Here is a 23,856-nt window from a genome sequence, read left to right as displayed (position 1 = left end):
GTCGTCATCGAGCTCCTTCGCTCGTCGTCGGGCGGTCCGTCGAACGGTTCGCCATCAAGGATCGTATACGATCTTCGACGGCGGGCTGGTCCGGTCAGTGCAGGGCGAGGTAGTCCTCCAGCGTCCCGGGCGTGGCCTGGAGCAGGGGCTCGTGCACCGGCTCGCCGGGGAACTCGCTGGCCTCGAAGAACCACCTCCGGGACGCCGGCATGCCCCACTGCTGGGCGCGGCGCGGGTTGCTCACGTCCCAGCGGATCGGCTCGCTCTCCAGGTCGATGAACTGGTAGTGCGTCGTGAAGAGCTCGACCCGGTGCTGGTCGGGGTCGCGGACGTACAGGAAGAGCGCGTTGCTGATGCCGTGCCGCCCAGGTCCGCGGTCGATCTCCTCGCCGAACCCGCGGGAGCCCGTCACGTCGGCCGCGTGGATGAGCGCCGTCGCGTCCGGCACCGTGTACGCGAAATGGTGCAGGCGGGGGCCACGACCGTTCGTGAACACGAGGTCGTGGGTGTTCCCTTTGGCCTCCATCCACGTGCCCCACAGCTCGTCCGTGCCGTCCTTCGCGGTGTACTCGGACATCCGGAGGCCGAGGCCGGTCCAGAAGTCGGTCGCGGCCTGCACGTCGTGCGTGACCGCCTGGAAGTGGTCGAGCCGCTGCGGCGCGCCGGCGACGAAGTCGTGGAAGTCGGCCATCTTGCGCGGCACCGTCTCCATCGACGACGTGAGCTCCATGTGCGTGCCCACCGCGTCGCGGAAGCGGAGCGTCGGGCCCTGGTGGTCGCGCTCCACGCGCTCGTGCTCCACGCCGCGCGCGGCGAAGAACTCCTCCGCCGCCGTGATGTCCTCGTCGGTGCGCACGCGCAGCCCGACGAAGAGCGCGTGCGGTGCGGCCGCACGCTCGAGCACGAGGCTGTGGTGCTGGTCTTCCTCCAGCCCGCGCAGGTAGACCGTGTCGTCGGCCTCCTCCGTCACGACGAGCCCGATGACGTCGCGGTAGAAGTCGCGGCTCCGCTCGAGATCGGTCACGGCGAGGCCGACGTGGCTGGCACGGGTGATGGTGAACGGGGGCGCGGGGTTGGTCGTCGGAAGCATCGTCGGCTCCTGGTCGCGGCGGTGTCGGGGCGGGCCGTGCGGTGCCGACCCGGTACCCATCCGACACCCTCGAGTGGATCGCAGGGAACTACCGATGTGCTCTCCCTGCCATACGCGAGCGCTATACCGGAGGGCCTGTCTCGTATTCTGGAGTTATGGAGCTGCGACATCTCCGGTACTTCACCGCCGTCGTCGAAGCGGGGTCGTTCACCGCCGCCGCGGCGACGCTCCACGTCTCCCAGCCGCCCCTGAGCGTCGCGGTCGCCAAGCTCGAGGCCGAGGTCGGGGTGCGCCTGCTCGACCGCACGCCGCGCGGCGTCGAGCCCACGAGCGCCGGCCGCTACCTCCTCGACGCGTCGTCGCGCGTGCTCGGAGACGTCGACGAGATCGTCGCGACGCTCGGCCGCTACGCGTCGGGCCTCGCCGGGTCGGTCACCCTCGCAGCCGTCCCGGTCCTCATGTGGCACCGCGTGCCGGCGCTGCTGCGCGCGCACGCCGTCGAGGCGCCGGACCTCGAGGTCCGCCTCGTCGACCCGCCGCCCTGGACCGCGATCGAGATGCTGCGGCAGCGCGCCGTCGACCTCGCCGCCGTGGTCGTCGCGGAGCCTCGGCGGTTCGTCGCCCGGCACCGCGGCCTGCTCGACGTCGTCGACTGGGGCGACGTCCCGCTCGTCGCCGTGCTGCCGCCCGACGCCCACGACGCGCCCGACCCGCTGCCGCTGCACGCGTTCGACGGCGAGCAGGTGATCCTGCCGCGCCGCACCGCCGCGGTCCCCAGCCTGCCCGAGGCGGTGGACGCGACGTTCCGCCAGCACGGCGTCGCTCCGTCGTCGGTCCGGACGGTGGAGACGATCCAGTCGGGCCTCCCGCTGGTCGAGGCAGGAACCGCGCGGGCGATCCTGCCCGATCCGGACCACGCGAGCCTCGCCCGGTTCGACGTCACGGTGCGCCGGCTCGACCCCGCGCCGCGGCCCATGCGCGCGCTCGTCCTCTCACGGCCCGGCGCGGAGGAGGACCCACGCCTCGAGCGCCTCGTCGCACGCATCGCCGGGAGCTGAGGCCGGGCGCGATCCTGTGTGATCTTCGATATGATCGAGCGGTTCGACGAGGGCGCCGACCGAGCCGCGACGACGCGGGACCGCTCGCCCTCGCACCCGACCCCGGAGGAGGCGGCCGTGGCCGCGAGCAAGACCGACCAGTGCTACGAGATCCTGCGCAAGGGGATCATGGAGGGCACGTTCGGCCCCGGGCACCGGCTCGTCATCGACCAGCTCGTGCGCGAGTACGGGATCAGCTCCGTCCCGTGGCGTGAGTCGCTGCGCCGCCTCGAGGCGGAGGGCTGGGTCGACATCGTGCGGCACGCAGGCGCCGTGGTGAAGACGTTCGACACAGGATCCTGGGAGCAGACCATGCAGCTCCTCGCGCGTCTCGAGGGCTACGCCACCGCTCTGTCCGCGCCCCACCTCACCTCGGACGACCTCGACCACGCCCGTTCGCTCAACCGGGAGATGGGGCGCGCGCTCGAGACGTTCGACCCGGCGCGCTTCGGGCTCCTCAACCGCGAGTTCCACCAGCTCCTCTGCTCGCGCTGCGGGGACGAGCGGCTCAGCACCCTCGTGGACGGGGAGTGGACGCGGCTCGAGCTCATCCGCCGGTCCGCCTTCTGGTACGCACCGGGCCGCGCGCTCGCGTCCCTCGCGGAGCACGACGGCCTCATCGACCTCATCGAGGGCGGAGCCGACCCGGACGTCATCGAGACCGCGGCGCGACGGCACGAGCTCAACACCGTCGGGGCGATCCACGAGCACGAGCGGCAGCTCTCCGAGGTCGACGCCGCCCGCACCCGCTGACCGCTCCGCGCTACGCGACCGCCGTCGCCTCCAGCTCCACCAGCAGTCCCGGCACCGCCAGGCGCGTCACCCCGAGCATCGTGGACGCCGGCGACGCACCCGCTGCTGCCAGGCGCGTTCCCAGCACGGAGTAGTGCCGCAGGAGCAGGCCCACGTCGGTCGAGCAGACCGTCAGCCGGACCACGTCCGCGAGCGTCATACCCGCGTCGTGCAGCACCGCCTCCAGGTTGTCCAGGCTCAGCGCCAGCTGCGCCGCCATGTCACCCTCGTGCCGGGGCAGGCCGTCGCTGCCCGTCGCCGTCTGCCCCGAGCAGTACACGGTCCGGGTGTGCCCGGAGACGAGCACCCCCTGGTCGAAGCCGAGCTCGTGCGACCATGCCACCGGGTTGATCGCCGTTCGTCGTGCTGCCACGTCCGGTCTCCGTCCTTCTCGTCGTGCACGGGAGCGCGCCGACCCTCTGGCCGACGTCCTCCACCCCCGTCCAGACGAGCCTGGCGGTCAATCACGACACCCTGTGACAGGTATCCGGATAGGTTGCTCGGGTGCGCGCCGATCGGTTGGTGTCCCTCGTCCTCCTGCTGCGCCAGCGCGGCCGGCTGTCAGCCACGACCCTCGCTCGCGAGCTCGAGGTGTCCACCCGGACCGTGCTGCGCGACGTCGAGGCGCTCTCCGCCGCAGGCGTCCCCGTCTACGCCGAGCGCGGGCGGCACGGCGGGTTCGCGCTCCTGCCCGGGTTCCGGACCGAGCTCACGGGCCTCAACCACGACGAGACGCTCGCCGTGCTCGCGGCCGCCTCCGGGCACGCGGGGGAGCTGCTCGGGCTCGGTCCGGCCCTCGCGTCGGCCGTGCGCAAGGTCGTCGACGCACTGCCGGACGGCCATCGTTCGACCGCGACGGACGCCGCACGACGGATCCTCGTCGAGCCGGAGGCGGACCTGCTCTCGCGCCGCCGAGTGACGGAGCAGATCCCGGGTGCGGTCATGCGCGAGGTGCGCATCGCGGTCCTCGACGGGCGCCGGCTCCGGGTCCGCTACGCGGCGGTCGGGAGGACGCCCGCGTGGCGGACGGTGGACCCGGTCGGCCTGGTCACCGTGCGGGGCACGGGGTACCTCCTGGCGTCCGTCGCCGGGGCGGACCGGACGTACCGCCTTTCCCGGATCGACGCGGCCGAGGCGCTCCCGGACGCGGCGCGGCGGCCCGACGGCGTCGACCTCGAGCAGCTGTGGCGCGAGCGGAGCGCCCGGTTCCGAGCGGGGGACGCCCAGGTCACCGCGCGGGTGCAGGTCGTCCCGGCCCGTCGGGAGGAGCTCGTGGGCACCGCGGTCGCGCTGCTCACCGAGGAGCCCTCGGACGGGGCGCTGGTCCTGGAAGTCGCCTTCCAGGACCTGAGGCACGCCGTCTGGGCGGTCTGGCAGCTCGGCGCGAACGCCGAGGCGCTCGACCCGCCCGCGCTGCGGGCAGCATTGCGAGACCGTACCGTCGCGGTCGCGTCCCGGTACGCGGGCTCAGTCCAGGACGTGGCTCCCCGCGCGTGACCCGCCTCGCTGCTGGGCGACGTAGGCACGGCCGTAGTCGTTGCCGTTCGGCAGCCGCAGCGTGGTGTGCACGTGGAAGCGCGCGGGCAACCGGTTGGTGAGCCAGACGCCGGCGTGGTGGTCGAGCTCGGCGAGCACGACCGGGCTGTGGACCCGCAGGTAGAACGGCTGCGAGCCGTCGGTCGCGCCGTACCAGGCGAACCAGGTCTCGTCGCGGTGCGCATCGACCTCCTCGAGCAGCGCGCGGCGCTGCGGCTGGCGGAGCAGGAGGAGGAAGTCCTCGACGACGGTGCGCAGCAGCGCCCACTGGTCGTCGGTCAGGGACGCGCCGCGGATCCCCTCGTAGGGCACGACGCGGTTGTCGCGGAACGCCCCGGCGACGTGCCGCTCGTCCGCAGGATGCAGCCGCCCCGGGGGCATGGCGGGGTCGAGCACCGATGCGTACACCACGGCACTCTCACGCTGTACAGCATCGAGCGACGCCGCGAGCGCGAGCGCGACCTCCTCCCGCGCGGCGAAGAGCGGGGGCCGCTCGTCGGTGAGCGCCGGCTCGGCGCCGAGGAACACGGGGGCGACGACGTGCCGGCCGGCGACGGACACGAAGCTGACCGCGACGTGGTGGCCGAAGAGCTGCCATCCCCAGGCCCCGTCCGGTGACGGCTCCCCGAAGAGGGAGAACCAGTAGCTGCGGTCGTTCATGATCTCCGGCAGCCCGACGAGCTCGCCGAGGAAGCCGTTGAGCGCCATGGCCTCGCGCACGCGCTCGTAGCCCTCTGCACTGAGCGACGCCTCGACCACGCCGAGCAGCGCCTCCGCCACGGCAGGCGCGACGTCCTCGAGCCGGAGGCCCGCGCGGTGGATCACGAACTCGGGGTTGCTCCACGCGCGCCACCGCGGCGAGTCGACCGGGTGGCGCACGGCGTCGCGCTCGGCCGTCGTGAGGAGCTCCAGCGCCCGCGCGGCCGCACGGGCGGGTGCCGGGTCCGGGTCCGCGACGGGGACGAGCCGGTGGACGTCGTCGCGCACCGCCCCGTCCGACGTGATCCCGACGAACGGCTCGTCGTACAGGTCCTGCCAGGACGCCAGCAGCTCCTGCACGAACCCGGGCTCGCGCTTGCGCGCGGAGAACTCCTCGTACCCGAGGCCGCGCCACTGCGCGAGGTCCGGGTCGTCCGGGTCCGGCACGTGGGCCCGGTAGTCCTCGTCCGTGAGGGTGACGCCCTCCTCGCGCGCGGTGACCCGGGCGGTCGAGAAGAAGCCGTCGATGTCCTGGTCGGCGCTCATGCGCGGACTCCTTCCGTGAGGTCGACCGCTCAGGCGGCCGTGTCCGTCCGTCGCGCGAGCCGCTCGGCCCGGCGCTGCTCGCGGCCCGCCGGGTGCGAGGCGGGGCTCGCCGCGAGCAGGCTGCGCGTGTACTCGTGCTGCGGGGCGGCGAAGACGTCGCGCGTGCGTCCCTGCTCCACGAGCTCCCCGTGCCGCAGCACGCCGACGTGGTGCGAGATGTGGCGCACGACGCCCAGGTCGTGCGTGATGAACAGGTAGCTGACGCCGCGCGCCGCCTGGAGGTCCATGAGCAGGTTGATGATCTGGCTCTGAGTCGACAGGTCGAGCGCGCTCACCGCCTCGTCGCACACCACCAGCCGCGGGTCGAGGACGAGCGCCCGGGCGATGGCGACGCGCTGGAGCTGGCCGCCCGACATCTCGGCGGGAAAGCGCCCGAGGTGCGCCTCCGTGAGGCCGACCTGCTCGAACGACTCGACCGCCTTGCGGTACCGCTCGCGCCGGTCGCCCAGGCCGTGCCGTTCGAGCGTCTCCGTGACCGCGCGGCCCACGTGGTGACGGGGGTTGAGCGACGCGACCGGGTCCTGGTAGACGGCCTGGATCTGGCGCCGGAAGGACAGCGGTGTGCGACGACCCATCTCGGCCAGGTCCCGGCCACGGAAGTGCACCGACCCTCCGCTCACGTCCGCGAGACGCAGGACGGCGCGACCGGTCGTGCTCTTCCCGGACCCCGACTCGCCGACGAGCCCGTAGGTCTCGCCGGGTGCGATGGAGAAGCTGATGCCCTTGACCACCGTCAGGGTCCGCCGCCGCCACGACGCGGCGCCCGCCACGTCGTAGTCGACGCGGAGGTCGCGGACGTCGAGCAGGGGCCTGGTGTCGTCGTTCATGCGTGCCTCACTTCCCGGTCAGCGCGCCGTCGGCGGCGACCGCGTCGGTGACGTCGGCGTCGGCAGGGCTCACGAGCGTGGCCAGCCGCCCGAGGTCGTGGTCCGCCGTCGGGTGGGCGGCGAGCAGCGCCGCGGTGTAGGGGTGGGCCGGCCGGTCGAAGAGTGCCGTGACGTCGTCGACCTCGACGAGGTCGCCCCGGTACATGACGGCCACCCGGTCGCACGTCTCGGCGGCGACGCCGAGGTCGTGCGTGATGTTGACGATCGACATGTCGAGCCGCTCGCGCAGGTCGAGCACGAGATCGAGGACCTGGCTCTGCGTCGTGACGTCGAGGGCGGACGTCGCCTCGTCGAGGATGAGGAGGCGTGGTTCTCCGGCGAGCGCGATCGCGATCGCCACGCGCTGCGCCATGCCGCCCGAGAACTGGTACGGGTACTGCCCGAGGCGGCGCCGCGCGTCCTGCACACCGACGAGGTCGAGGAGCTCGGCCGCGCGGTCCTGGGCCTGACGGCGCGTGAGCCGGTGGTGGGCGTGCAGGACGTCGGTGAGCTGGCGCCCCACGGTGTGCACGGGGGAGAGGTTCGCCTGCGGGTTCTGGAACACGACACCGAGCGCCGAGCCCCGCAGCGCCCGCAGCTCGCGCTCGGAGCACGCGGTCAGGTCGGTGCCGTCGAGCGTGATCGACCCGGCCGCCACCCGCACGCCCGGCGGGAGCATCCCGAGGACGGACTTGGCGAGCATGGACTTCCCGGAACCGGACTCGCCGAGCAGGCCGAGGATCTCGCCCCGCCCCACGGTGAGCGACACGTCGCGCACGAGCGTGACCGTCGTGCCGTCGGGCCGGTCCGCGACGATCTCGACGCCACGGACGTCGAGCACGACGTCGCCCGCGCGAGCCGCGGCCGCCTGCGCCTCGCGCACGGCCGCGAGCGTCGGGACGGCGTCGTCCGTGGCAGGACGCACCCGACCGAGGACCTTCGTGCGGCGCGCACGGGTGCGCCGTCCGGAGAGCGCGTCGTTGATGCCGTCGCCCAGGAGGTTGAACGCGAGCACCGTGAGGACGATCGCGATGCCCGGTGCGAGCGCCATGAACGGACGGTCCGCCTGGTGCTGGGCGGCGACGCCGAGCATGCCGCCCCACGACGGCTGGTCGTCGCCGAGCCCGAGGCCGAGGAACGACAGCGCCGCCTCCACCTTGATCGCGGACCCGAGGAAGACCGCTCCCTGCACGGCGAGCGGCCCGGCGAGGTTCGGGAGCACCTGGCCGAACAGGACCTGGCGGCTGCTCAGCCCGGAGACCCGCGCCGACTCGACGTAGAGCTTCTTGCGCTCGGTGAGGGTGATCGCACGGGTCATGCGCGCGAAGTTCATGCAGAACACGAGGCCGATGGCCAGGATGAGCACCGCCATGCCTCGGCCGAGGATCGCGATGACCACGAACCCGACCATGAGTCCGGGCAAGGCGTCGGCGATGTCGAGGCCGCGCGACCCGATGCGGTCGTACCAGCCGCCCTTGTACCCGAGGACGAGCCCGAGCGGGACACCGATGAGCATCGCCACCAGCACCGATCCGGCGGCGACGACGAGCGCGGTCCGCGCACCGTAGACCAGCTGGCTGAGCAGGTCGCCACCGAGGTCGTCGGTCCCCAGGGGGTGCTCCGCCGTCGGGCCCGAGAGCGGGGCGCCGAAGTCGGTGGCGTCCGGCGCGTAGGGCGCGAGGACCGGAGCCGCGAGCGCGACGACGGCGAGCACGGCCAGCACGACGAGCGCGAAGACGGTCGACGGCTGTCGGCGCAGGCGCTGCCAGGTCTGGCCGGCGCTCGTGGCCTGCCGACGGGTGGGCGTCGTGGAGGCCGGCGCACCGACCGTGACGGGGGCGCTCACTGCGGCCTCGCCTGAGGGTTGATGAGGCCGTAGCCGATGTCGAGGAGCAGGTTCACGGCGATGACCATGAGTGCCGTGATCATGACGATCCCCTGCACCACGGGGAAGTCCTGTCCGATGACGCTGGTGAGCATGAGGCTCCCTAGTCCGGGAAGAGCGAAGACCTTCTCGACGACGAAGCTCACGCCGATGAGGATGGCGAACGTGACGCCCGCGGAAGCGAGCACGGGCACGAGCGCGTTCTTGACGCCGTACCGCGCGACGAGCACGCGCCGGGGGACGCCGGCGGCCGTCAGGGTGTCGACGTAGGGGGAGGCCAGCGAGGAGACCGTGGCCGCCCGCGTCTGGCGGGCGATGATCGCCCCGCCGGTGACGCCGAGCGCGAGGGACGGCAGGACGATGCCGCGGAGCCAGCCGAGCGGGTCGTCGGTGAACGGCGTCCACGCGAGGATGGGCACCCAGCCGAGCTTCACCGCGAAGACGGTCGTGAGGAGCAGACCGAGCCAGAACTCGGGGATCGCGAGGCCGAGCACCGTGCCCCCGGTGACGACGCGGTCGGCGACCGTGCCCGGGCGGGTACCGGTGAAGACACCGGCACCCACCCCGAGCAGGAGGGCGACGACCATGCCGCCGAGGACGATCGAGACGGTGGCGGGCACCCGCTGGGCGAGCATGTCCGTCACGGGGACCCCGGCGCGGTACGACGTGCCGAGGTCACCGTGCAGCAGACCTCCGAACCACTCCACGAAGCGTTCGACCGGCGGCCGGTCGAGACCCATCTGGGCCTCGAGCTGCGCGATCGCGTCCGGCGTCGCGGAGGTGCCGAGGATCGCCGCCGCCGGGCTGCCCGGGATCAGGTACGTCAGCGAGAAGACGACGACCGAGATGATCAGGAGCTGCGGGACGGCGAAGAGCAGGCGGTAGGCGATGAGCTTGCCCATCGGGTTCTCCTCGTCTCGAGAGGGGTGCGCGCGTCAGGAGGCGGGGCGCAGGTCGCGGTAGTTGACGAGGTTCGTCTCCCAGCGCTCGCTGGGTTCCGCCACGCCGGTCACGGTCTCCGCGTTCCAGGCGAGCAGCTCCTCGCCCGCGACGTGGGCGCACGTCAGCGCCTCGTCCTGGATGACCTTCGTGACCACGGACCACAGGAGGTCGGCCTCGTCGGAGCTGCCCGCCGCGATCGCGGCGTCGGCCGCGGCCTTGAGCTCCGGGCTCTCGACGCCGGACGGGTTGCCCGGGGCGTCGGCGGCGAACCAGGCCCGGTACCAGTCGAACGGCGTGAGCTCGTCGTTGCCGCCGAGGCCCAGCGGGTAGCGGCCGCTGTTCCACTCCGTGAAGTACTGCGGCGGCGGCGCGCTCTGGACGGTGACGTTCATGCCGATCTCGCCCATCTGCTCGGCGTAGATCTTCATCTGGTTCTCGTTGAACACCGTGGCCAGCATCTCGGCGTCGACGGGCGGGTTGCCTGCCTCGTCGTAGAGGTCCTGTGCCTTCGCGAGGTCGTGCGGGTAGCCCTGGAGGTCCGGGTTGAAGCCCTGCTCGCCCTCGGCGAAGTGCTGCGTGCGCACCTGCCAGTCGGGCTCGAGCTGGGCGAGCACCTCCGTGTCGATCGCGGAGCACGCCGCCTGGCGCACACGGACGTCCTCGAACATCCCCCCGGGGCCCCGGTCGAAGAAGATCGGGTTGTTTCGGATCGCGGGGTAGGACAGGCGCTCGATGGTGCCCGCGGCGTCGAGCGTGCTGAACTGGTTGACCTCGGTGTCGGTGAGGTCGATCTCGCCGTTGACGAGCGCGGCGGTCGCGGCGTTGTCCTCGGGGATCGCGACGAGCTGGACGGTCTCGAACCCGACCGGCTCGCCCCAGTACGCGTCGGCGGGACCGAACACGAGGCGCGTCCCGGGGATCGAGGCGGCGGCGTCGTACGCCCACGGTCCGGTGCCGACCGGGGTCTGCGCGATCGTGCCCGCCTCGATCGCGGCCGGGCTCGCCATCGGCGCGGCGCGCGTCGTCAGGGTCGTGAGGAGCGACGGCGTCGGCTCCGACAGGTTGAGCCGGACGGTCTGCGGGTCGACGACGTCGATCGACTCGACCACCTGGAACGGACCCGCGTACGGCCCGGGCGTGTTCTTGATGGTCTCGATGTTGACCTTCACGGCCTCGGCGTCGAACGGCGTGCCGTCGTGGAACGTGACGCCCTCCCGCAGCGTGAGGGTGAGCGCCTCGTCCGTCTCCTCCCAGGAGGTTGCGAGGACGCCCTCGATCTCGCCGTCCGGGCCGAACGCCACGAGGTTCTCGTACGGCACGCGCAGGAAGCCGGCCTCCATCTCGGCCCCGGGTGCCCAGCTCTCGGGGAACCCGCCCCAGTTGACGCGCAGGACCGAGCCGGGCACCGTGCCGCTGCTCGCGTCCCCGGACTGCGTGGCGGCGGGGTCGTCCGTCTCGCCGTTCGTGCTCGTGCAGGCTCCGAGGACCAGCCCGAGCGTCGTCACGGAGACGAGGCTCCGGACGAGGAGTGTTGACTTCTTCATGGTGGGGCGCCTCCTTGCGCCGGCATACACATGGGAAGGGGAGAGGGCACGGAGGAGCCCGGCGGGTGGTGGGTGCTCCGTGCGGTGAGGAGAGCTGAGGCGTCCGGGACGCGCCCAGAGGCTCCTAGATGGGGAGGTTGAAGAGGCGGGCGGCGTTCCCCGAGAGCACGAGCTCGCGGTCCTCGTCGCTGATCTCGAGCTCGTTCTTCACGAACTCGACGCCCTGGCTCATCCACCCGTAGAAGACGGGGAACGAGGAACCGAAGAGGTAGTGGTCGGCACCGTTGATCCGCAGCGCCGCCTCGACCTGCTCCTTGCCCCACGAGTGCGGGTGGGTCATGTCGAAGAAGATGTTGTTCTCGAGGTAGCTCTTGATCTTCTCGCCGCCCGTCGGGTCGAGCCGCGTGAGGGACTCGTCCTTGTTCGACGCGTGCGGGGTGAGGAGCGCCGTGTTCGCGAACCAGTTGCCGCCCATCATGGTGTGGATGAAGCGCAGGCCCGGCATGCGGTCGAACATCCCGCTGAAGAGCTCGCGACCCACCGCTATCCCCTGGTCGATGATGCGCCCGTACTCTCGCCGCAGGTTGGTGTAGTCGATCACCGACCGCCACTCGACGGGCAGCGGGGTGTGGTGCACGACGACGGGGACGTCGAGCTTCTCGATGACCTTGAGGTAGGGCTCGAAGACCGGGTCGTCGAGGTAGAGCTGGCCGTAGTGGCACGCGAGCTGGACGCCGACCGCGCCGAGCTCGCCGACGCAGCGCTCGAGCTCGTACACGTTCTCCTTGCCGCCCCACGGCGGGACGCATGCCGTCGCGAAGAGGCGCCCGTTCGACCGCTTGACGATGTCCGCCGCGTTGTCGTTGACCTCCTTGCAGATCTCGAGCGGCAGCCACTCCTGCCAGACCGGGACCCGCATGACGCCGTAGTCGACACCGGCGTCGTCCATGGCGGCGAGCTTCGCCTCGACGGAGTAGTCGCCGTCCACGTAGTTGAGGTTCTGGAAGCCGGCCGGCTTCTCGAGGATCAGCTGCTGCTTGCCGCTCGCGGTGGTCGCGACCCGCGCGATCTCGCCGAAGCCGCGCGGTGCGCTGTCGAGGAAGCCGTTGAGGATCTTCTCGTTCGAGAAGAGGTCCTCGGGCAGGTGGTGGATGTTGATGTCGACGACAGCCATGTCGGGTCGGTGCTCCGTCCTACGTTCGTTGCCTGCGCACATCGGTGTGCCGGCCGTGTCAGGCCTCGTTGCCGCTGCGTTCCTCCGGACCGGGTCCGGGCGCGTCGCCCGGCTCCGTCTCCGGAGGGTTGGCGACCCGTCGCTCGCGCGAGGAGTCGCGATCCTAGTACGTCATCCTGTCCGCCATCCTTGGCGGATCGTGTTCGAAATCATATGCAGATGGAAGAAGGATCGACAAGTCCCTTCGCCACGGCTCTCGGAGACGCACGGGCGCCAAGCCCGCCTGATCGTTGATTTCCCAGTCCTTCTGTCGTCGCGTCGCCTCGTCTCACTCGACTCGTGGCAAGATTCCCTACTTGAGATCGTGTACGAAACAACTCTATGATCCGGGAACGCCTCACCGCCGAGGGGATGGCCCGGGCCCCGGGCGCTCGTACGGCTCCACCGCGAGCGCCCCTCCCGTCCGCTCGGCCTCACGTCCAAAGGAGGACGGCTCATGAACGACCTCGTCTCGCGCGACGTCGACTACACCCACGACGGCACCCGGATGATCGGGATGCTCGTGGCCCCCCGTGGTGCGCGCCGTGTCCCCGCCGTGCTCCTCGTGCACGACGCGTTCGGGCTGAGCGAGGACATGGTCGCGGTCGCGCACGGCCTCGCCGAGCAGGGCTTCGCGGTCTTCGCGGCGGACGTGTGGGGCGAGCGCACCCAGCCCGCCACGGAACCCGAGATCGGCCCGCTCATCGGGTCGATGGTCGGCGACCGGGCACGCTGGGTCGCCCGCGTCGCGGCCGCGCACGACGCCGCACGCGACCAGCCGGAGGTGGACGGGTCGGCCGTCGTCGCGCTCGGCTACTGCTTCGGCGGCTCGTCGGCGCTCGAGTACGTGCGGGCCGGCGGGGACCTCCGCGGGGCCGTGAGCGTCCACGGCGGCCTCGACCTCCTCGGCCACGACTGGGACGCGCCTGTCGCGACCGACCACGTGCTCGTGTGCACGGGCTCGGCGGACCCCATGGCCACGGCGGAGCAGCGCGCTGCGCTCGCGGCGGCGCTCACCGCCGTCGGCGTCTCCTGGGAGCTCGACCTGTACGGCGGCGCGAAGCACGCTTTCACGAGCCCTCGCGCGCAGCACTCCCCGAACCCTGAGGTCGTCGCGTACGACGCGCGCGCCGCCGCGCGCGCCTGGGACGCGACCGTCCGCTTCCTCCACGAGCTGTTCCCCGCGGTGCGCCACGCCACGGGCGACGCGGCCTGAGGCGCCCCACCACGAACACCCCCGCCGACCCTCCCGGCCGGCCGACCACGGGGCGCCGCGACCACGGCGGTCGTCGCGCCCGGAGAGAACGAGGAACCCCATGCTCGACATCGTCATCATCGGCGCCGGCCCCGCCGGGCTCGCGGCGGCCCTGCGGTTCCACCAGCAGGGCCTGCGCGCGCGCGTCTACGAGTCCGTGGAGGAGCTGCGGCCGCTGGGCGTCGGCATCGACGTCAAGGTGTACGGCACCAAGGAGCTGATCGAGCTCGGCGTCTACGACGAGTTCGTCGACATCTCGGTGGACGCGAAGACCTCGATCTTCTACAACAACCACGGTCAGGAGATCTACGCCGAGCTCTGCGGCACCCACATGGGGTACGTGCACGAGCAGCGGTTCGTGCACCGCGGGTACCTGCAGATGCTCCTGTACCGCACCGTGATCGACCGCCTCGGGCCGGAGTCCGTCGTGCAGGGGGCGCGGTTCGTGCGGTACGAGCAGGACGGCGACGGCGTCACCGTCCACCTCGAGCACGCCGACGGCCGCTCCGAGCAGCTGCGCGCCGACGTCCTCGTGGCGGCCGACGGCATCAAGTCCGCCGCGCGCCGGCAGATGCACCCCGAGCAGGCCGAGCCGCACTACTCGGGCATCACGATGTACCGCGGGACGACGCTCATGGACCCCTACCGGGACGGGCACACCATCCTGCACATCGGCGCGCCCCAGATCGCGACGATGATCGTGTACCCCATCGCGGACGACTTCGAGGGCACGGGCAAGACCCTCGTGAACTGGGTCGTCGAGCGCGAGCGCGACGAGACCGTCGAGGACTGGAACCAGCAGGGCAGCGTCGACGAGATCGTCCCGCTGTTCGACAGCGTCGACCTGCCGTTCCTCGACGTCCAGCAGATGCTGCGTGACCACCGCGAGGTCTATCTCTTCCCCCTCATCCGGCACGAGCCGCTCGACTCGTGGACCGACGGACGCGTGGTGCTCGTCGGCGACGCCGCCCACGCGATGTACCCGCGCGGCGGGAACGGCGCGTGCCAGGCGATCGTCGACGGCAGCGCCCTCGCGCGGGCGCTCGTCGAGCACGACTCGGTCCCCGCCGCGCTGAAGGCGTTCGAGGGCGAGCGCCTCGCGAAGGTCAACGCCATGATCATGGCCCACCGCGGCGAGGGGTACGAGGTGATCCGCCGCATGGTGGCGGACCGGACGGACTGCCAGCCGTTCGACGACATCGAGGAGGTCCTGCCGCTCGCCGAGGCCGACGCGATCTTCTCGAGGTACCACGCGATGGTCGGCCAGCCGCGCCCGGGCTTCGAAGCGGGGGAGCCGACGGGCTTCCGCACGTGGGAGGCGGAGGCCGCGTCGCCCCGTGTCCCCGACACGGCGGCCGTCGTCGGCCCCGCGCGCTGACGGGGCGGCAGCCATGGATCTCGGACTGCGCGGTCGCGTCGCGCTCGTCACGGCCTCGTCCCAGGGGCTCGGGCTCGCGTGCGCGACCTCCCTCGCGCGCGAGGGCGCGGAGGTCACGCTCAACGGGCGCGACGCCGGTCGGCTCGCCGCGGCGGCGGACACCCTGCGCGAGCACGTGCCCGACGCCGTCGTCTCGGTCGTCGTGGGCGACCTCACCACCCGGGAGGGCCGCGGGGCGATCGTCGAGGCCCTGCCCGAGGTCGACGTCCTCGTGAACAACAACGCGGGTCCGCCACCCGGGTCGCTCGACGACTGGGACGAGGAAGCCCTCGTCGCGGCCCTGCGCGCGAACGCCGTGCCCGCCGTCGAGCTGATCCGCGCCTACGTGCCGGGCATGCGCGCCCGCGGGTTCGGCCGCGTCGTCAACATCACGTCGGCGATGGTGAAGAGCCCGGCTGCCGACATGGGGCTGTCGGCCTCGGCCCGCGCCGCCCTCACTGCCGTCGCGAAGTCAGTGAGCCGGTCGGCGGCCGCGGACGGGGTCACGGTGAACAACCTGCTCCCCGAACGCTTCGACACCCCACGTCAGGGGGTCATGGTGCGACGCCGCATGGCGGCCCTCGGGATCGACCACGACGAGGCGAGGCGTCAGATCGTGGCCGACGTGCCGGCGGGCCGGTTCGGTCGGCCCGACGAGCTCGGCGACGCCTGCGCGTTCCTGTGCAGCACGCAGGCCGGGTACCTCACGGGCCAGAACGTCCAGCTCGACGGCGGCGCCTACCGGGGCCTCGTATGAGCGCGGTGCGGGTCGCGGACCCGACGACCCGTGCCGAGGTCCTCGCCGTCGAGGAAGCGCGTCGCGCGGCCCTGGTCGCGCACGACCTCGACGCGCTGGACGCGCTGTTCGACGACTCCCTGGTGCACGTCCACGCACCGGGCCTGATCCACACCAAGGCGCTGCTCCTGGAGCACGTCGCCACACGCCACGCCTACCTCGACGTGACCCGCGCGGACCTCGTCGTGCGCACGGTCGGGGACGACGTCGTCGTAGTGACGGGCCGGATCTCCAACCGGCTGCGGACGGCCGAGGGCGGCGAGCGGACCCTTGCCGGCGTCGCCACCCAGGTGCTGCACCGCGGCCCTGACGGCCGCTGGCGGTTCGTCAGCTTCCAGATGACCCCGGACGGGAAGCAGGAGTGGGGCGCGCTGCCCTCCGAGCTCGCCGCCCCGAGCACGACCACCACGAACGACGGAGACGAGAACCCATGAAGATCGCACGATTCCGCGCGTCCGCCGACTCCCCGGTCCGGCTCGGCCGGGTGGACGTCCCCGACGGCGACCTTGCCGCCGCGCGCGTCACCGACGTCTCCGACGTCCCCGGCGTCGGGACCTCGCTGCGCGCGATCCTCCCGTCGCTCGACGACCTGCGCGACGCGGTGCTCGCCGCCGACGGCCCGCCGTACGCCGTCGCCGACGTCGTGCTCGAGGCGCCGGTCGACGACCCGCAGAAGTACCTCGGCATCGGCATGAACTACAAGGAGCACGCCGAGGAGGCGCGCCAGGCCGGCATCCCGATCCCCACGAGCCAGCTCTGGTTCAACAAGCAGGTGTCGTGCATCGTCGGACCCCGCGCCGACGTCGTGAAGCCCGACGTGTCCGACGAGCTGGACTACGAGATCGAGCTCGGGGTCGTCATCGGGCGCCGCTGCAAGGACGTCGACGTGCGCGACGCCCGGTCCGTGATCGCCGGTTACGTCGTCGCGAACGACGTCTCCGTGCGCGACTGGCTCATGAAGCTGTCGCCGACGTTCACGCTCGGCAAGTCGTTCGACACGCACGGCCCGCTCGGACCCTGGCTCACCACGGACGACGAGATCGACGACCCCCTCGACCTGAGCATGCGCCTCACCGTCAACGGCGAGGTGCGCCAGGACTGGCGGACGAACGACATGATCTACGACGTCTACGAGCAGATCGCCTACCTCTCCCAAGTGATGACGCTCATGCCCGGCGACGTGCTGGCCACCGGGACGCCGTCGGGGATCGGGGCTCCCACGGGTCGCTTCCTGAAGGTGGGCGACGTCGTGCGCGCGGAGATCGAGGGCCTCGGGGCTCTCGAGAACCGCGTCGTGGCGGCGTCCTGAGGCGGGCCGCCCCATGACCGAAGACGCACCCCGCCGCCTCAGCGTCGAGCTCCCCGGGTTCGGCCACGAGAACCCCGTGCCGGTCGCGAGCCGCATCGGCCCGTTCCTGGCGTCCGGCGTGCTCACCGGCAGAGACCCGGTGACTCGCGAGCTGCCGGCGGACCTCGACACCCAGTGCGTGAACCTGTTCGCCCACGTCCGTGCGCTCCTGGCGGCCGCGGGCGGCTCGCCCGACGACGTCCTCACGATGACTGTCCGCCTCGTCGACTACCGCGAGCGGGAGGCGCTGAACCGCGAGTGGGCGGCCATGTTCCCCGACCCGGCGTCGCGCCCGGCCCGGCAGGTCGTCGCGGCCGAGCTCGACCGCGGCACGCTCGTCCAGGCCGACCTCCTCGCCGTCCTGGCACCGTCCCCCACGAAGGAGCACCCATGAACGACCCGCGCGAGACGGCGCTCCTCGCGTCCGTCCCGGACGGTCTCTTCGTCGGCGGGGCGTGGCGTCCCGCCGCCGACGGCGCCGTGCTCGGCGTCGAGGACCCGGCCACGGGGCAGCGCGTCAAGGAGATCGCGGACGCGACCGTCGCGGACGGCGTGGCCGCGCTCGACGCCGCGTGCGACGCGTTCCCTGCCTGGGCGTCCACGCCCGCGCGCGAGCGCGGCGAGATCCTGCGCCGCGCCTTCGACCTGGTGCAGGAGCGCGCCGACGACCTCGCGCTCCTCATGACGGTCGAGATGGGCAAGCCGCTCGCCGAGGCGCGTGCCGAGGTGCGGTATGGCGCGGAGTTCCTGCGCTGGTTCGGCGAGGAGGCCCCGCGCGTCCAGGGGCGGTACGGCCCGAGCCCTGCCGGGTCGGGGCGCACGGTCGTCACGCAGCACCCCGTGGGGCCGTGCTTCCTCATCACGCCGTGGAACTTCCCCCTGGCCATGGCCACGCGCAAGATCGCCCCGGCGCTCGCCGCCGGGTGCACGGTCGTGGTCAAGCCCGCCACGCTCACGCCGCTGACGACGCTGCTCCTCGCCTCGATCCTCGCGGAGGCCGGAGTGCCCGCGGGCGTCGTCAACGTCGTCACGACGACGCGCACCGCCCCGGTCTCCGAGGCGATCCTCCGCGACCCCCGCCTGCGCAAGCTGTCGTTCACGGGCTCGACGCCCGTCGGGCAGCGGCTCCTCGAGCAGGCCGCCGGGGGCGTCCTGCGGACGTCGATGGAGCTCGGCGGCAACGCGCCCTTCGTCGTGTTCGACGACGCGGACCTCGACCTCGCCGTCGAGGGGGCGATCCTCGCCAAGTTCCGCAACGTCGGGCAGGCGTGCACGGCCGCCAACCGGTTCCTGGTGCACCGTCCGGTCGCCGAGGAGTTCGCGCGGCGCGTGACCGAGCGTGTCCGGGCGTTCCGCACCGGGCGCGGGACGGAGGAGGGGGTGACCGTCGGGCCGCTGATCGACCGGCGCGCGGTCGCGGCGAGCGCCGCGCTCGTGCGGGACGCCGTCGAGCGCGGCGCGACGCTGCGGACCGGCGGTGCGGCGGTGGACGGGCCCGGCAGCTTCTTCGCCGCCACCGTCCTGAGCGACGTCCCGCCGGACAGCGCCGTGCTGCGCGAGGAGATCTTCGGGCCCGTGCTGGCGATCGTCCCGTTCGACGACGAGGACGAGGCCGTGCGCATCGCCAACGACACGGAGTACGGGCTCGTCTCCTACGTCTATACGCGCGACCTCGCGCGTGGCCAGCGCATGATCGAGCGGCTGGAGACCGGGATGATGGGGCTCAACGTGGGCGTCGTCTCCGACGCCGCCGCCCCGTTCGGCGGCTGGAAGATGTCCGGTCTCGGCCGCGAGGGCGGCGCCGAGGGCATCCACGAGTACCTGCAGACGAAGTACACGCTGACCGCCGACCCCTTCGCGCCCTGACACCGGGCGAGACGGCCCGGCAGCAGACCGACGGGAAGGACGGCCCCGCCGCGGACGGCGCGGCGGGGCCGTCGTCGAGCCCGGGCGGGACCACGTGGTCCCGCCCGGGGTCGTGCACGGGTCTCCCGGAGGAGGGTCGGGCTACCCGGCGTAGGTCTCGAGCTCGGCGACGCGGGGAGTGCCCGACGCGCCCGTGATCTCGAGGTTGATCTTCTTGAGCGACGTCGCGGTGAACGTGATCGTCCCCGCACCGCTGCCCGTCTTGAGGACGGCGCCCGTGTCGTTGTTTACGAGGCGCCACGTCCCGATGGTGCCGCCGCCCGCGGCCTCCTTGACGACGACCCGGCCCACGGTCGTCGCGGTGCCCCACTTGACGGAGATGGTCCCGGTCGAGCCGCTGGGCGACCACCAGGTCGCGGTGCTGCCGTCGATCGCGTTGCCGTAGCTCGTCCCGCTGGCCTTGCTCGAGCCGTCCGCGCCGGCACCGATGCTGAGGTTGGTGCCCGACGGCGGGTCGGTCGGATCGGTGGGATCGGTGGGATCGGTGGGATCGGTGGGATCGGTCGGGTTCGTCGGCTCGCCGCCGAAGGTGACCCGGAGCGAGCCGTCCGCCGCGAACGACCAGCCGAGCTCGCCGTCGTAGGCGGAGCACGCCGACCCGTTCGAGCCGGACCAGAACGAGTTGCCGCCCGCGTCCGTGCCGACCGTCTTGTCGTTCGCCCCGGAGTCGCAGGACACGTTGCCGCTGAAGCGGTGGGTCCCGGCGTCGAAGCTGAAGTTGCGCTCCTCGTTCCCGACCGCGACGTTGCCGCTGACCGTGATCGAGCCCGGGTTCGAGTTGTACGTGAACCCGTGCTTGCCGTTGTCCACGGCGAACGAGTTGCGCACGACGTGGTCGACCTTGATGTCCTCGCCTCCGAGCTTGTACCCGTTGCGGTCGCCCGCTCCGGCCTGGCCCCCGTCGGAGAGCGTGCCGTTCTCGTAGGCGAGCGAGCTCTCGATCGTCACGGCACCGATGGGGCCGGTGTCGGACTTCGTGTACAGGTCCCAGCCGTCGTCGATGTTGTGGTGCGCCACGGTGTTCCGGAACACGTTCCCCGGGCCCGACGTGAGCTTGGCGGCGAAGCCGTCCGCGTCCTCGCCGTCGGAGTCCGCGTTGTCGTGCGACTCGCTGCTGACGACGAGGTTGTTCGACGGCCACTCGCTCGCCGGGGCGCCTGCCACGAGACGGGAGAGCTGGAGGCCGGTGTCGTGGTTGTAGCGGGTCACGACGCGCTCGATGACGTTGTTGCTGCCGCCGAGCAGGATGCCGTTGTCGCCCGCGTGCTCGACCACGATGCCGTAGAAATGCCACCAGTCGCCGCCGATCGCGAGACCGCGGTTCGCCGGGTCCTCCGCCTGCGCCGAGAAGTTCAGCACCGGCCGCTCACCGGGGTACGCCGACAGCAGCGTGCGGTCGCCCGACGTCCCGTCGTTGCCCGGCTGGATCGTGACGGTCGACGACAGGTTGTACGTGCCGCCACGCAGGAAGATCTCGCCGCCCGAGGCGACGCGCTCGATCGCGACGGGGAGCGTCGTCGGCGCCGACAGCGTGCCGGCCGCGCTCGCGCTGCCGTTCGGCGCGACGTAGATCGTCTCCGCCGTCGGCTCCGGCGGGTCCGTCGGGTCGACGGGACCCGGGTCCGTCGGGTCGGTCGGGTCCGTCGGGTCGGTGGGGTCGGGGTCCGGCGTCTGCGGCGTGCACGAGCCGTCCGAGACCTTGAGGCCCTTGTTCGCGCCCGCGGTCTGGTTCACGAGGTTCGGCACGCAGCTCGCGCCGTCGAGCGTGTAGGAGTAGGGGATGCTGACCGACGTCGTGGAGGTCAGGTTCGGGCCGGCCGGCTGGATGTCACCGCTCGGGCTCGACCACGTGACGTTGTCGAGGACGTTCCCCGCGACCTGCCAGGTGCCCTTCTGGTCGGTGTAGAACGTGCCGAGGACGTCCTTGGAGTCCTCGAAGTAGTTGTTCTCGACCTTCGCCTTCGCCCCGGCCCGCGAGTTGATCCCGGACTCGTTGAGCTTCACGTAGTGGTTGTTGTAGATGTGGGCGATGCCGCCGCGCAGCAGCGGTGTGCGCGAGTCGAGGTTCTCGTACTTGTTGTGGTGGAACGTCACGAAGCCGTTGGACGTGTCGCTCTCGCTCGAGCCGATGAGGCCGCCGCGGCCGGAGTTGCGCAGGATGCTGTACGACAGCGTCACGTACTGGACGCCCGCCTTCATGTCGAAGAGCCCGTCGTAGCCCTCGGACTCCCCGCCCGACGCCTCGAGCGTCACGTGGTCCACCCACACGTTGCGGACGCCGCTCTCCATGCCGATCGCGTCGCCGCCGTTCGACGTGGGCGAGCCGGACTTCTTGACGTTCTTCACGGTGACGTTCTGGATGATGATGTTGCTGGCCTCACGGATGTGGATGCCCAGCTGGTCGAACGTCGCGCCGTTGCCGACGCCGACGATCGTCACGTTGCTGATCTGCTTGAGCTCGATCACGCCGGCCGCCGTGTTGCAGCTGTCGCCCGAGACCTTGGCCGTGTTGCCGTGGTTGATGGTGCCCTCGACCTCGATGACGATCGGGGTGTCGTCGCTGGCCCTGTTGCACAGGGCCGCGTGGATCTGGGTACCGGTCGTGGCGCGGACGGTCTGGCCGCCTGCACCGCCGGTCGTGCCGCCGTTCTGGGTCGCGTAGCCGGTCGGGCTGCCCGTCACGGCCGCGTTCGCGATCGTGGACAGGGCCGTCACGCCCATCGTGGCCGCCAGGGCCGTCGCGGCGGTGGCCGCGAGCAGTCGTCGTGCGACGGGTCGTCTCATCGTGGTGCCTCACCTTTCGTCATCGAACTGGGGGCAGTGCGTGGTGACTCACGGCTCCAGGTCCGCGCTCGCATCGGTCGACGCGACGACCTCGTCCTGGTGCACGGCGCTGGGTCGTGCGCCTGCGCGGCGGCCGACGACGACGTCGGGCAGCCCGCCTCGGAAGAGCTCGTCGAGGCGCTCGGAGGGGGTCGAGATCTGGGTAACCGGTTTCCCGATCGTAGGATACCGGTTTCCCATCGCGCAAGCGGGAGATTTTGACCGATGCTTGACCCCCATTACCCCGATGGTGGGGGAGTGCTCTACGCTCCCGGCGCAGGGAGAGGGGGTCGGGGTCCCGGGATGCAAGAAGTCCCGGTCAGGATCACCTGACCGGGACTCTTCCGCGGGTCTTCCGACTGAGAAGTCGAAGCCCTCGCCACGTGCGCGAGGGGGGACTTGAACCCCCACGCCCTTTCGGACACTGGCACCTGAAGCCAGCGCGTCTGCCATTCCGCCACTCGCGCGTGCCGCAGAAGACTAGCACGATGCACGACGACGCCTGGAACCGCGCGGCCGGAGGTGACGGCCGCCACGTGCCGGTCGTCGCGCACCGACGAGGCGCCCCGACGGCTGCGCGCCCGACGTTCACACGCTCCGCCCCGAACGCGCCACATCCGTCCGGAGATCGTGCGACGAATCGGGCCTCCGTCGCAGACGTGATCGATACGATCTAGGTAGTCTGCCCGGGACGCAGGTGTGCACCAGGGGCCGCCGGGAGCACGTCCGGGGAGGCGCAGACGAGGACCGCGGCACGAGCCGCAGCACGAGCGAGCACGAGGGAGGAGGTGGCATGGGAGTCCTGGACCGCTTCGAGAAGGGCGTCGAGCGCGTGGTGAACAACGCGTTCGCCAAGGTCGGACGCAGCGAGGTCAAGCCCGTCGAGCTCGCGAGCGCGCTGCGGCGCGAGGTCGACGACCGCGCCGCCGTCGTGGACCGCGAGCGCACGGTCGTGCCCAACGAGTTCACCATCGAGCTGTCGGTGGACGACTTCGGCCAGGTCGAGGGGTGGGGCGCGGAGACGCTCGCCGACGAGCTGGCGTCGAACGTCACGCAGTACGCGGCGTCGCAGCACTACGCCTTCGTCGGCCCGGTGAGCGTGAGCTTCGAGCAGAACGACGCGCTCGACGTCGGCCGCTTCCAGCTCCGCTCGGCCAGCGTGCGCGGCAACGTGGCGCCCGCGACGTCCGCGTCCCCGAGCACGCGGCACCCGCTCGTCGACATCGACGGGCAGCGCTACCTGCTCACGGGCCCGGTCACGGTCATCGGCCGCGGCTCGGAGGCCGACATCGTCGTCGACGACCCGGGCGTCTCTCGCCGTCACCTGGAGATCCGCGTGACGCCCGAGGGTGTCATCGCGACGGACCTCGGCTCGACCAACGGCCTGTTCGTCGAGGGCCACCAGGTGCCGGCCGCGACGCTGCTGGACGGCAACTCCCTGACGATCGGCCGTACCCGCATCATGTTCTGGACCGGCGCGTCCGACAACGAGGAGTGGTGATCCGGCCCGCATGACCGACCTCACGTTCACCCTGCTGCGGCTGGGCTACCTGGTGCTGCTCTGGGTGTTCGTGCTCTCCGCGATCGGGGTGCTGCGTCGGGACCTGTACGGCACCAAGATCACGCCACGCCGGGGCCGCAAGGGCGCCGCACAGCCCGCGCGCCCGACGTCGGGCCCCACGCCTGCCGCGGCGGCGGAGCCCGCGCGCCCCGCCGCGCCGGTGGGACCGTCCCGGCTCGTCGTCACCGCCGGCCCGCTGACGGGCACGACGATCCCCCTCACGACGTCGTCGATCCTCATCGGCAGGGCACCGAGCTGCACGCTCGTGCTCGACGACGACTACTCCTCGTCGCGCCACGCGCGCATCTTCCCGCAGCACGGGTCCTGGTTCGTCGAGGACCTCGGCTCCACCAACGGCACCTACGTCGAGGACCAGCGCATCGGCCAGGTGACGCCGCTGGGTCCCGGCACGCGGGTGCGGATCGGTCAGTCCGTCGTCGAGCTGCAGAGGTAGCCCGCA

21 protein-coding genes and 1 tRNA gene are annotated in these 23,856 nt (G+C 71.9%); 12 read left to right on the top strand and 10 right to left on the bottom strand.

Features of this window, described 5'->3' with window-relative positions:
- Positions 1–94: 94 nt before the first annotated feature.
- Positions 95–1,090, bottom strand: a complete 996-nt coding sequence (gene hpaD, locus ACFVN3_RS16450) for a 3,4-dihydroxyphenylacetate 2,3-dioxygenase (protein WP_378234003.1) — start codon at positions 1,088–1,090, stop codon at positions 95–97.
- A 155-nt stretch (positions 1,091–1,245) separates the two neighbouring features.
- Here hpaD and ACFVN3_RS16445 point away from each other — a divergent pair, with 155 nt between their 5' ends.
- Together ACFVN3_RS16445 and ACFVN3_RS16440 are read left to right on the top strand one after the other, a co-directional pair.
- Positions 1,246–2,148 (top strand): LysR family transcriptional regulator, encoded by a 903-nt coding sequence (locus ACFVN3_RS16445; protein WP_378234002.1) that lies wholly within the window; start codon positions 1,246–1,248, stop codon positions 2,146–2,148.
- 117 nt (positions 2,149–2,265) lie between these two features.
- Positions 2,266–2,940: a GntR family transcriptional regulator gene (locus ACFVN3_RS16440; protein ID WP_378234001.1), complete on the top strand. Its 675-nt coding sequence runs from the start codon at positions 2,266–2,268 to the stop codon at positions 2,938–2,940.
- Between the two features lie 10 nt (positions 2,941–2,950).
- Here ACFVN3_RS16440 and ACFVN3_RS16435 read toward each other — a convergent pair whose 3' ends face one another.
- The gene (locus tag ACFVN3_RS16435) at positions 2,951–3,352 is read right to left on the bottom strand and encodes a RidA family protein (RefSeq protein WP_378234000.1); all 402 of its coding nucleotides are present in this window, start codon (positions 3,350–3,352) and stop codon (positions 2,951–2,953) included.
- Positions 3,353–3,501: 149 nt separating this feature from the next.
- Here ACFVN3_RS16435 and ACFVN3_RS16430 point away from each other — a divergent pair, with 149 nt between their 5' ends.
- Entirely contained in the window at positions 3,502–4,476 is a 975-nt protein-coding gene (locus tag ACFVN3_RS16430) for a helix-turn-helix transcriptional regulator (protein WP_378233999.1), read from the top strand.
- Here ACFVN3_RS16430 and ACFVN3_RS16425 read toward each other — a convergent pair.
- From ACFVN3_RS16425 to ACFVN3_RS16400, 6 genes are all read right to left on the bottom strand, one after another.
- Positions 4,447–5,760, bottom strand: a complete 1,314-nt coding sequence (locus tag ACFVN3_RS16425; RefSeq protein ID WP_378233998.1) for a DUF3500 domain-containing protein — start codon at positions 5,758–5,760, stop codon at positions 4,447–4,449. The two genes, ACFVN3_RS16430 and ACFVN3_RS16425, sit on opposite strands and share 30 nt — an antisense overlap.
- Positions 5,761–5,789: 29 nt before the next feature.
- On the bottom strand, positions 5,790–6,647 hold the full coding sequence (locus ACFVN3_RS16420) for an ATP-binding cassette domain-containing protein (protein ID WP_378233997.1): 858 nt from the start codon (positions 6,645–6,647) through the stop codon (positions 5,790–5,792).
- A gap of 7 nt (positions 6,648–6,654) precedes the next feature.
- Complete coding sequence (locus tag ACFVN3_RS16415) at positions 6,655–8,532, bottom strand: dipeptide/oligopeptide/nickel ABC transporter permease/ATP-binding protein (protein ID WP_378233996.1); 1,878 nt, start codon at positions 8,530–8,532, stop codon at positions 6,655–6,657.
- Positions 8,529–9,473 carry an ABC transporter permease gene (locus ACFVN3_RS16410; RefSeq protein ID WP_378233995.1) on the bottom strand — a complete coding sequence of 315 codons (945 nt, stop codon included), beginning with the start codon at positions 9,471–9,473 and terminating at the stop codon, positions 8,529–8,531. The genes ACFVN3_RS16415 and ACFVN3_RS16410 overlap by 4 nt, the downstream gene beginning before the upstream one ends.
- A gap of 33 nt (positions 9,474–9,506) precedes the next feature.
- Positions 9,507–11,057, bottom strand: a complete 1,551-nt coding sequence (locus tag ACFVN3_RS16405) for an ABC transporter substrate-binding protein (RefSeq protein ID WP_378233994.1) — start codon at positions 11,055–11,057, stop codon at positions 9,507–9,509.
- Positions 11,058–11,181: 124 nt separating this feature from the next.
- The gene (locus tag ACFVN3_RS16400) at positions 11,182–12,231 is read right to left on the bottom strand and encodes an amidohydrolase family protein (RefSeq protein WP_378233993.1); all 1,050 of its coding nucleotides are present in this window, start codon (positions 12,229–12,231) and stop codon (positions 11,182–11,184) included.
- Positions 12,232–12,727: 496 nt separating this feature from the next.
- Here ACFVN3_RS16400 and ACFVN3_RS16395 point away from each other — a divergent pair, with 496 nt between their 5' ends.
- The 7 genes from ACFVN3_RS16395 to ACFVN3_RS16365 all read left to right on the top strand — a co-directional run bounded on the left by ACFVN3_RS16395 (position 12,728) and on the right by ACFVN3_RS16365 (position 18,952).
- On the top strand, positions 12,728–13,486 hold the full coding sequence (locus tag ACFVN3_RS16395; RefSeq protein WP_378233992.1) for a dienelactone hydrolase family protein: 759 nt from the start codon (positions 12,728–12,730) through the stop codon (positions 13,484–13,486).
- 100 nt (positions 13,487–13,586) lie between these two features.
- Positions 13,587–14,903, top strand: a complete 1,317-nt coding sequence (locus ACFVN3_RS16390) for an FAD-dependent monooxygenase (protein WP_378233991.1) — start codon at positions 13,587–13,589, stop codon at positions 14,901–14,903.
- Between the two features lie 13 nt (positions 14,904–14,916).
- Entirely contained in the window at positions 14,917–15,699 is a 783-nt protein-coding gene (locus tag ACFVN3_RS16385; RefSeq protein WP_378233990.1) for an SDR family oxidoreductase, read from the top strand.
- Positions 15,696–16,172, top strand: coding sequence for a YybH family protein (locus ACFVN3_RS16380; RefSeq protein ID WP_378233989.1), 477 nt, complete (start codon positions 15,696–15,698; stop codon positions 16,170–16,172). Before ACFVN3_RS16385 ends, ACFVN3_RS16380 begins: the two co-directional genes overlap by 4 nt.
- Positions 16,169–17,047: a fumarylacetoacetate hydrolase family protein gene (locus ACFVN3_RS16375; protein ID WP_378233988.1), complete on the top strand. Its 879-nt coding sequence runs from the start codon at positions 16,169–16,171 to the stop codon at positions 17,045–17,047. The genes ACFVN3_RS16380 and ACFVN3_RS16375 overlap by 4 nt, the downstream gene beginning before the upstream one ends.
- Before the next feature lie 13 nt (positions 17,048–17,060).
- Positions 17,061–17,480: a RidA family protein gene (locus ACFVN3_RS16370; protein WP_378233987.1), complete on the top strand. Its 420-nt coding sequence runs from the start codon at positions 17,061–17,063 to the stop codon at positions 17,478–17,480.
- Positions 17,477–18,952: an NAD-dependent succinate-semialdehyde dehydrogenase gene (locus ACFVN3_RS16365; RefSeq protein ID WP_378233986.1), complete on the top strand. Its 1,476-nt coding sequence runs from the start codon at positions 17,477–17,479 to the stop codon at positions 18,950–18,952. The genes ACFVN3_RS16370 and ACFVN3_RS16365 overlap by 4 nt, the downstream gene beginning before the upstream one ends.
- Before the next feature lie 141 nt (positions 18,953–19,093).
- Here the strand turns inward: ACFVN3_RS16365 and ACFVN3_RS16360 are convergent, their stop codons facing one another.
- Entirely contained in the window at positions 19,094–21,796 is a 2,703-nt protein-coding gene (locus ACFVN3_RS16360) for a polysaccharide lyase family 1 protein (protein ID WP_378233984.1), read from the bottom strand.
- 423 nt (positions 21,797–22,219) lie between these two features.
- A tRNA-Leu gene (locus tag ACFVN3_RS16355) sits at positions 22,220–22,302 on the bottom strand.
- Positions 22,303–22,628: 326 nt separating this feature from the next.
- On the opposite strand from ACFVN3_RS16355, the gene ACFVN3_RS16350 reads away from it, so the two are divergent.
- Together ACFVN3_RS16350 and ACFVN3_RS16345 are read left to right on the top strand one after the other, a co-directional pair.
- Positions 22,629–23,336 carry a DUF3662 and FHA domain-containing protein gene (locus tag ACFVN3_RS16350; protein ID WP_024841610.1) on the top strand — a complete coding sequence of 236 codons (708 nt, stop codon included), beginning with the start codon at positions 22,629–22,631 and terminating at the stop codon, positions 23,334–23,336.
- 10 nt (positions 23,337–23,346) lie between these two features.
- On the top strand, positions 23,347–23,850 hold the full coding sequence (locus ACFVN3_RS16345; RefSeq protein WP_378233983.1) for an FHA domain-containing protein: 504 nt from the start codon (positions 23,347–23,349) through the stop codon (positions 23,848–23,850).
- Positions 23,851–23,856 lie beyond the last annotated feature (6 nt).

The sequence above is a fragment of the Cellulosimicrobium sp. NPDC057862 genome (assembly GCF_042797035.1).
GTDB lineage: Bacteria > Actinomycetota > Actinomycetes > Actinomycetales > Cellulomonadaceae > Cellulosimicrobium.
Note: the sequence above shows the minus strand (reverse complement) of the source record. Positions and strands in the feature narration are given on the sequence as shown.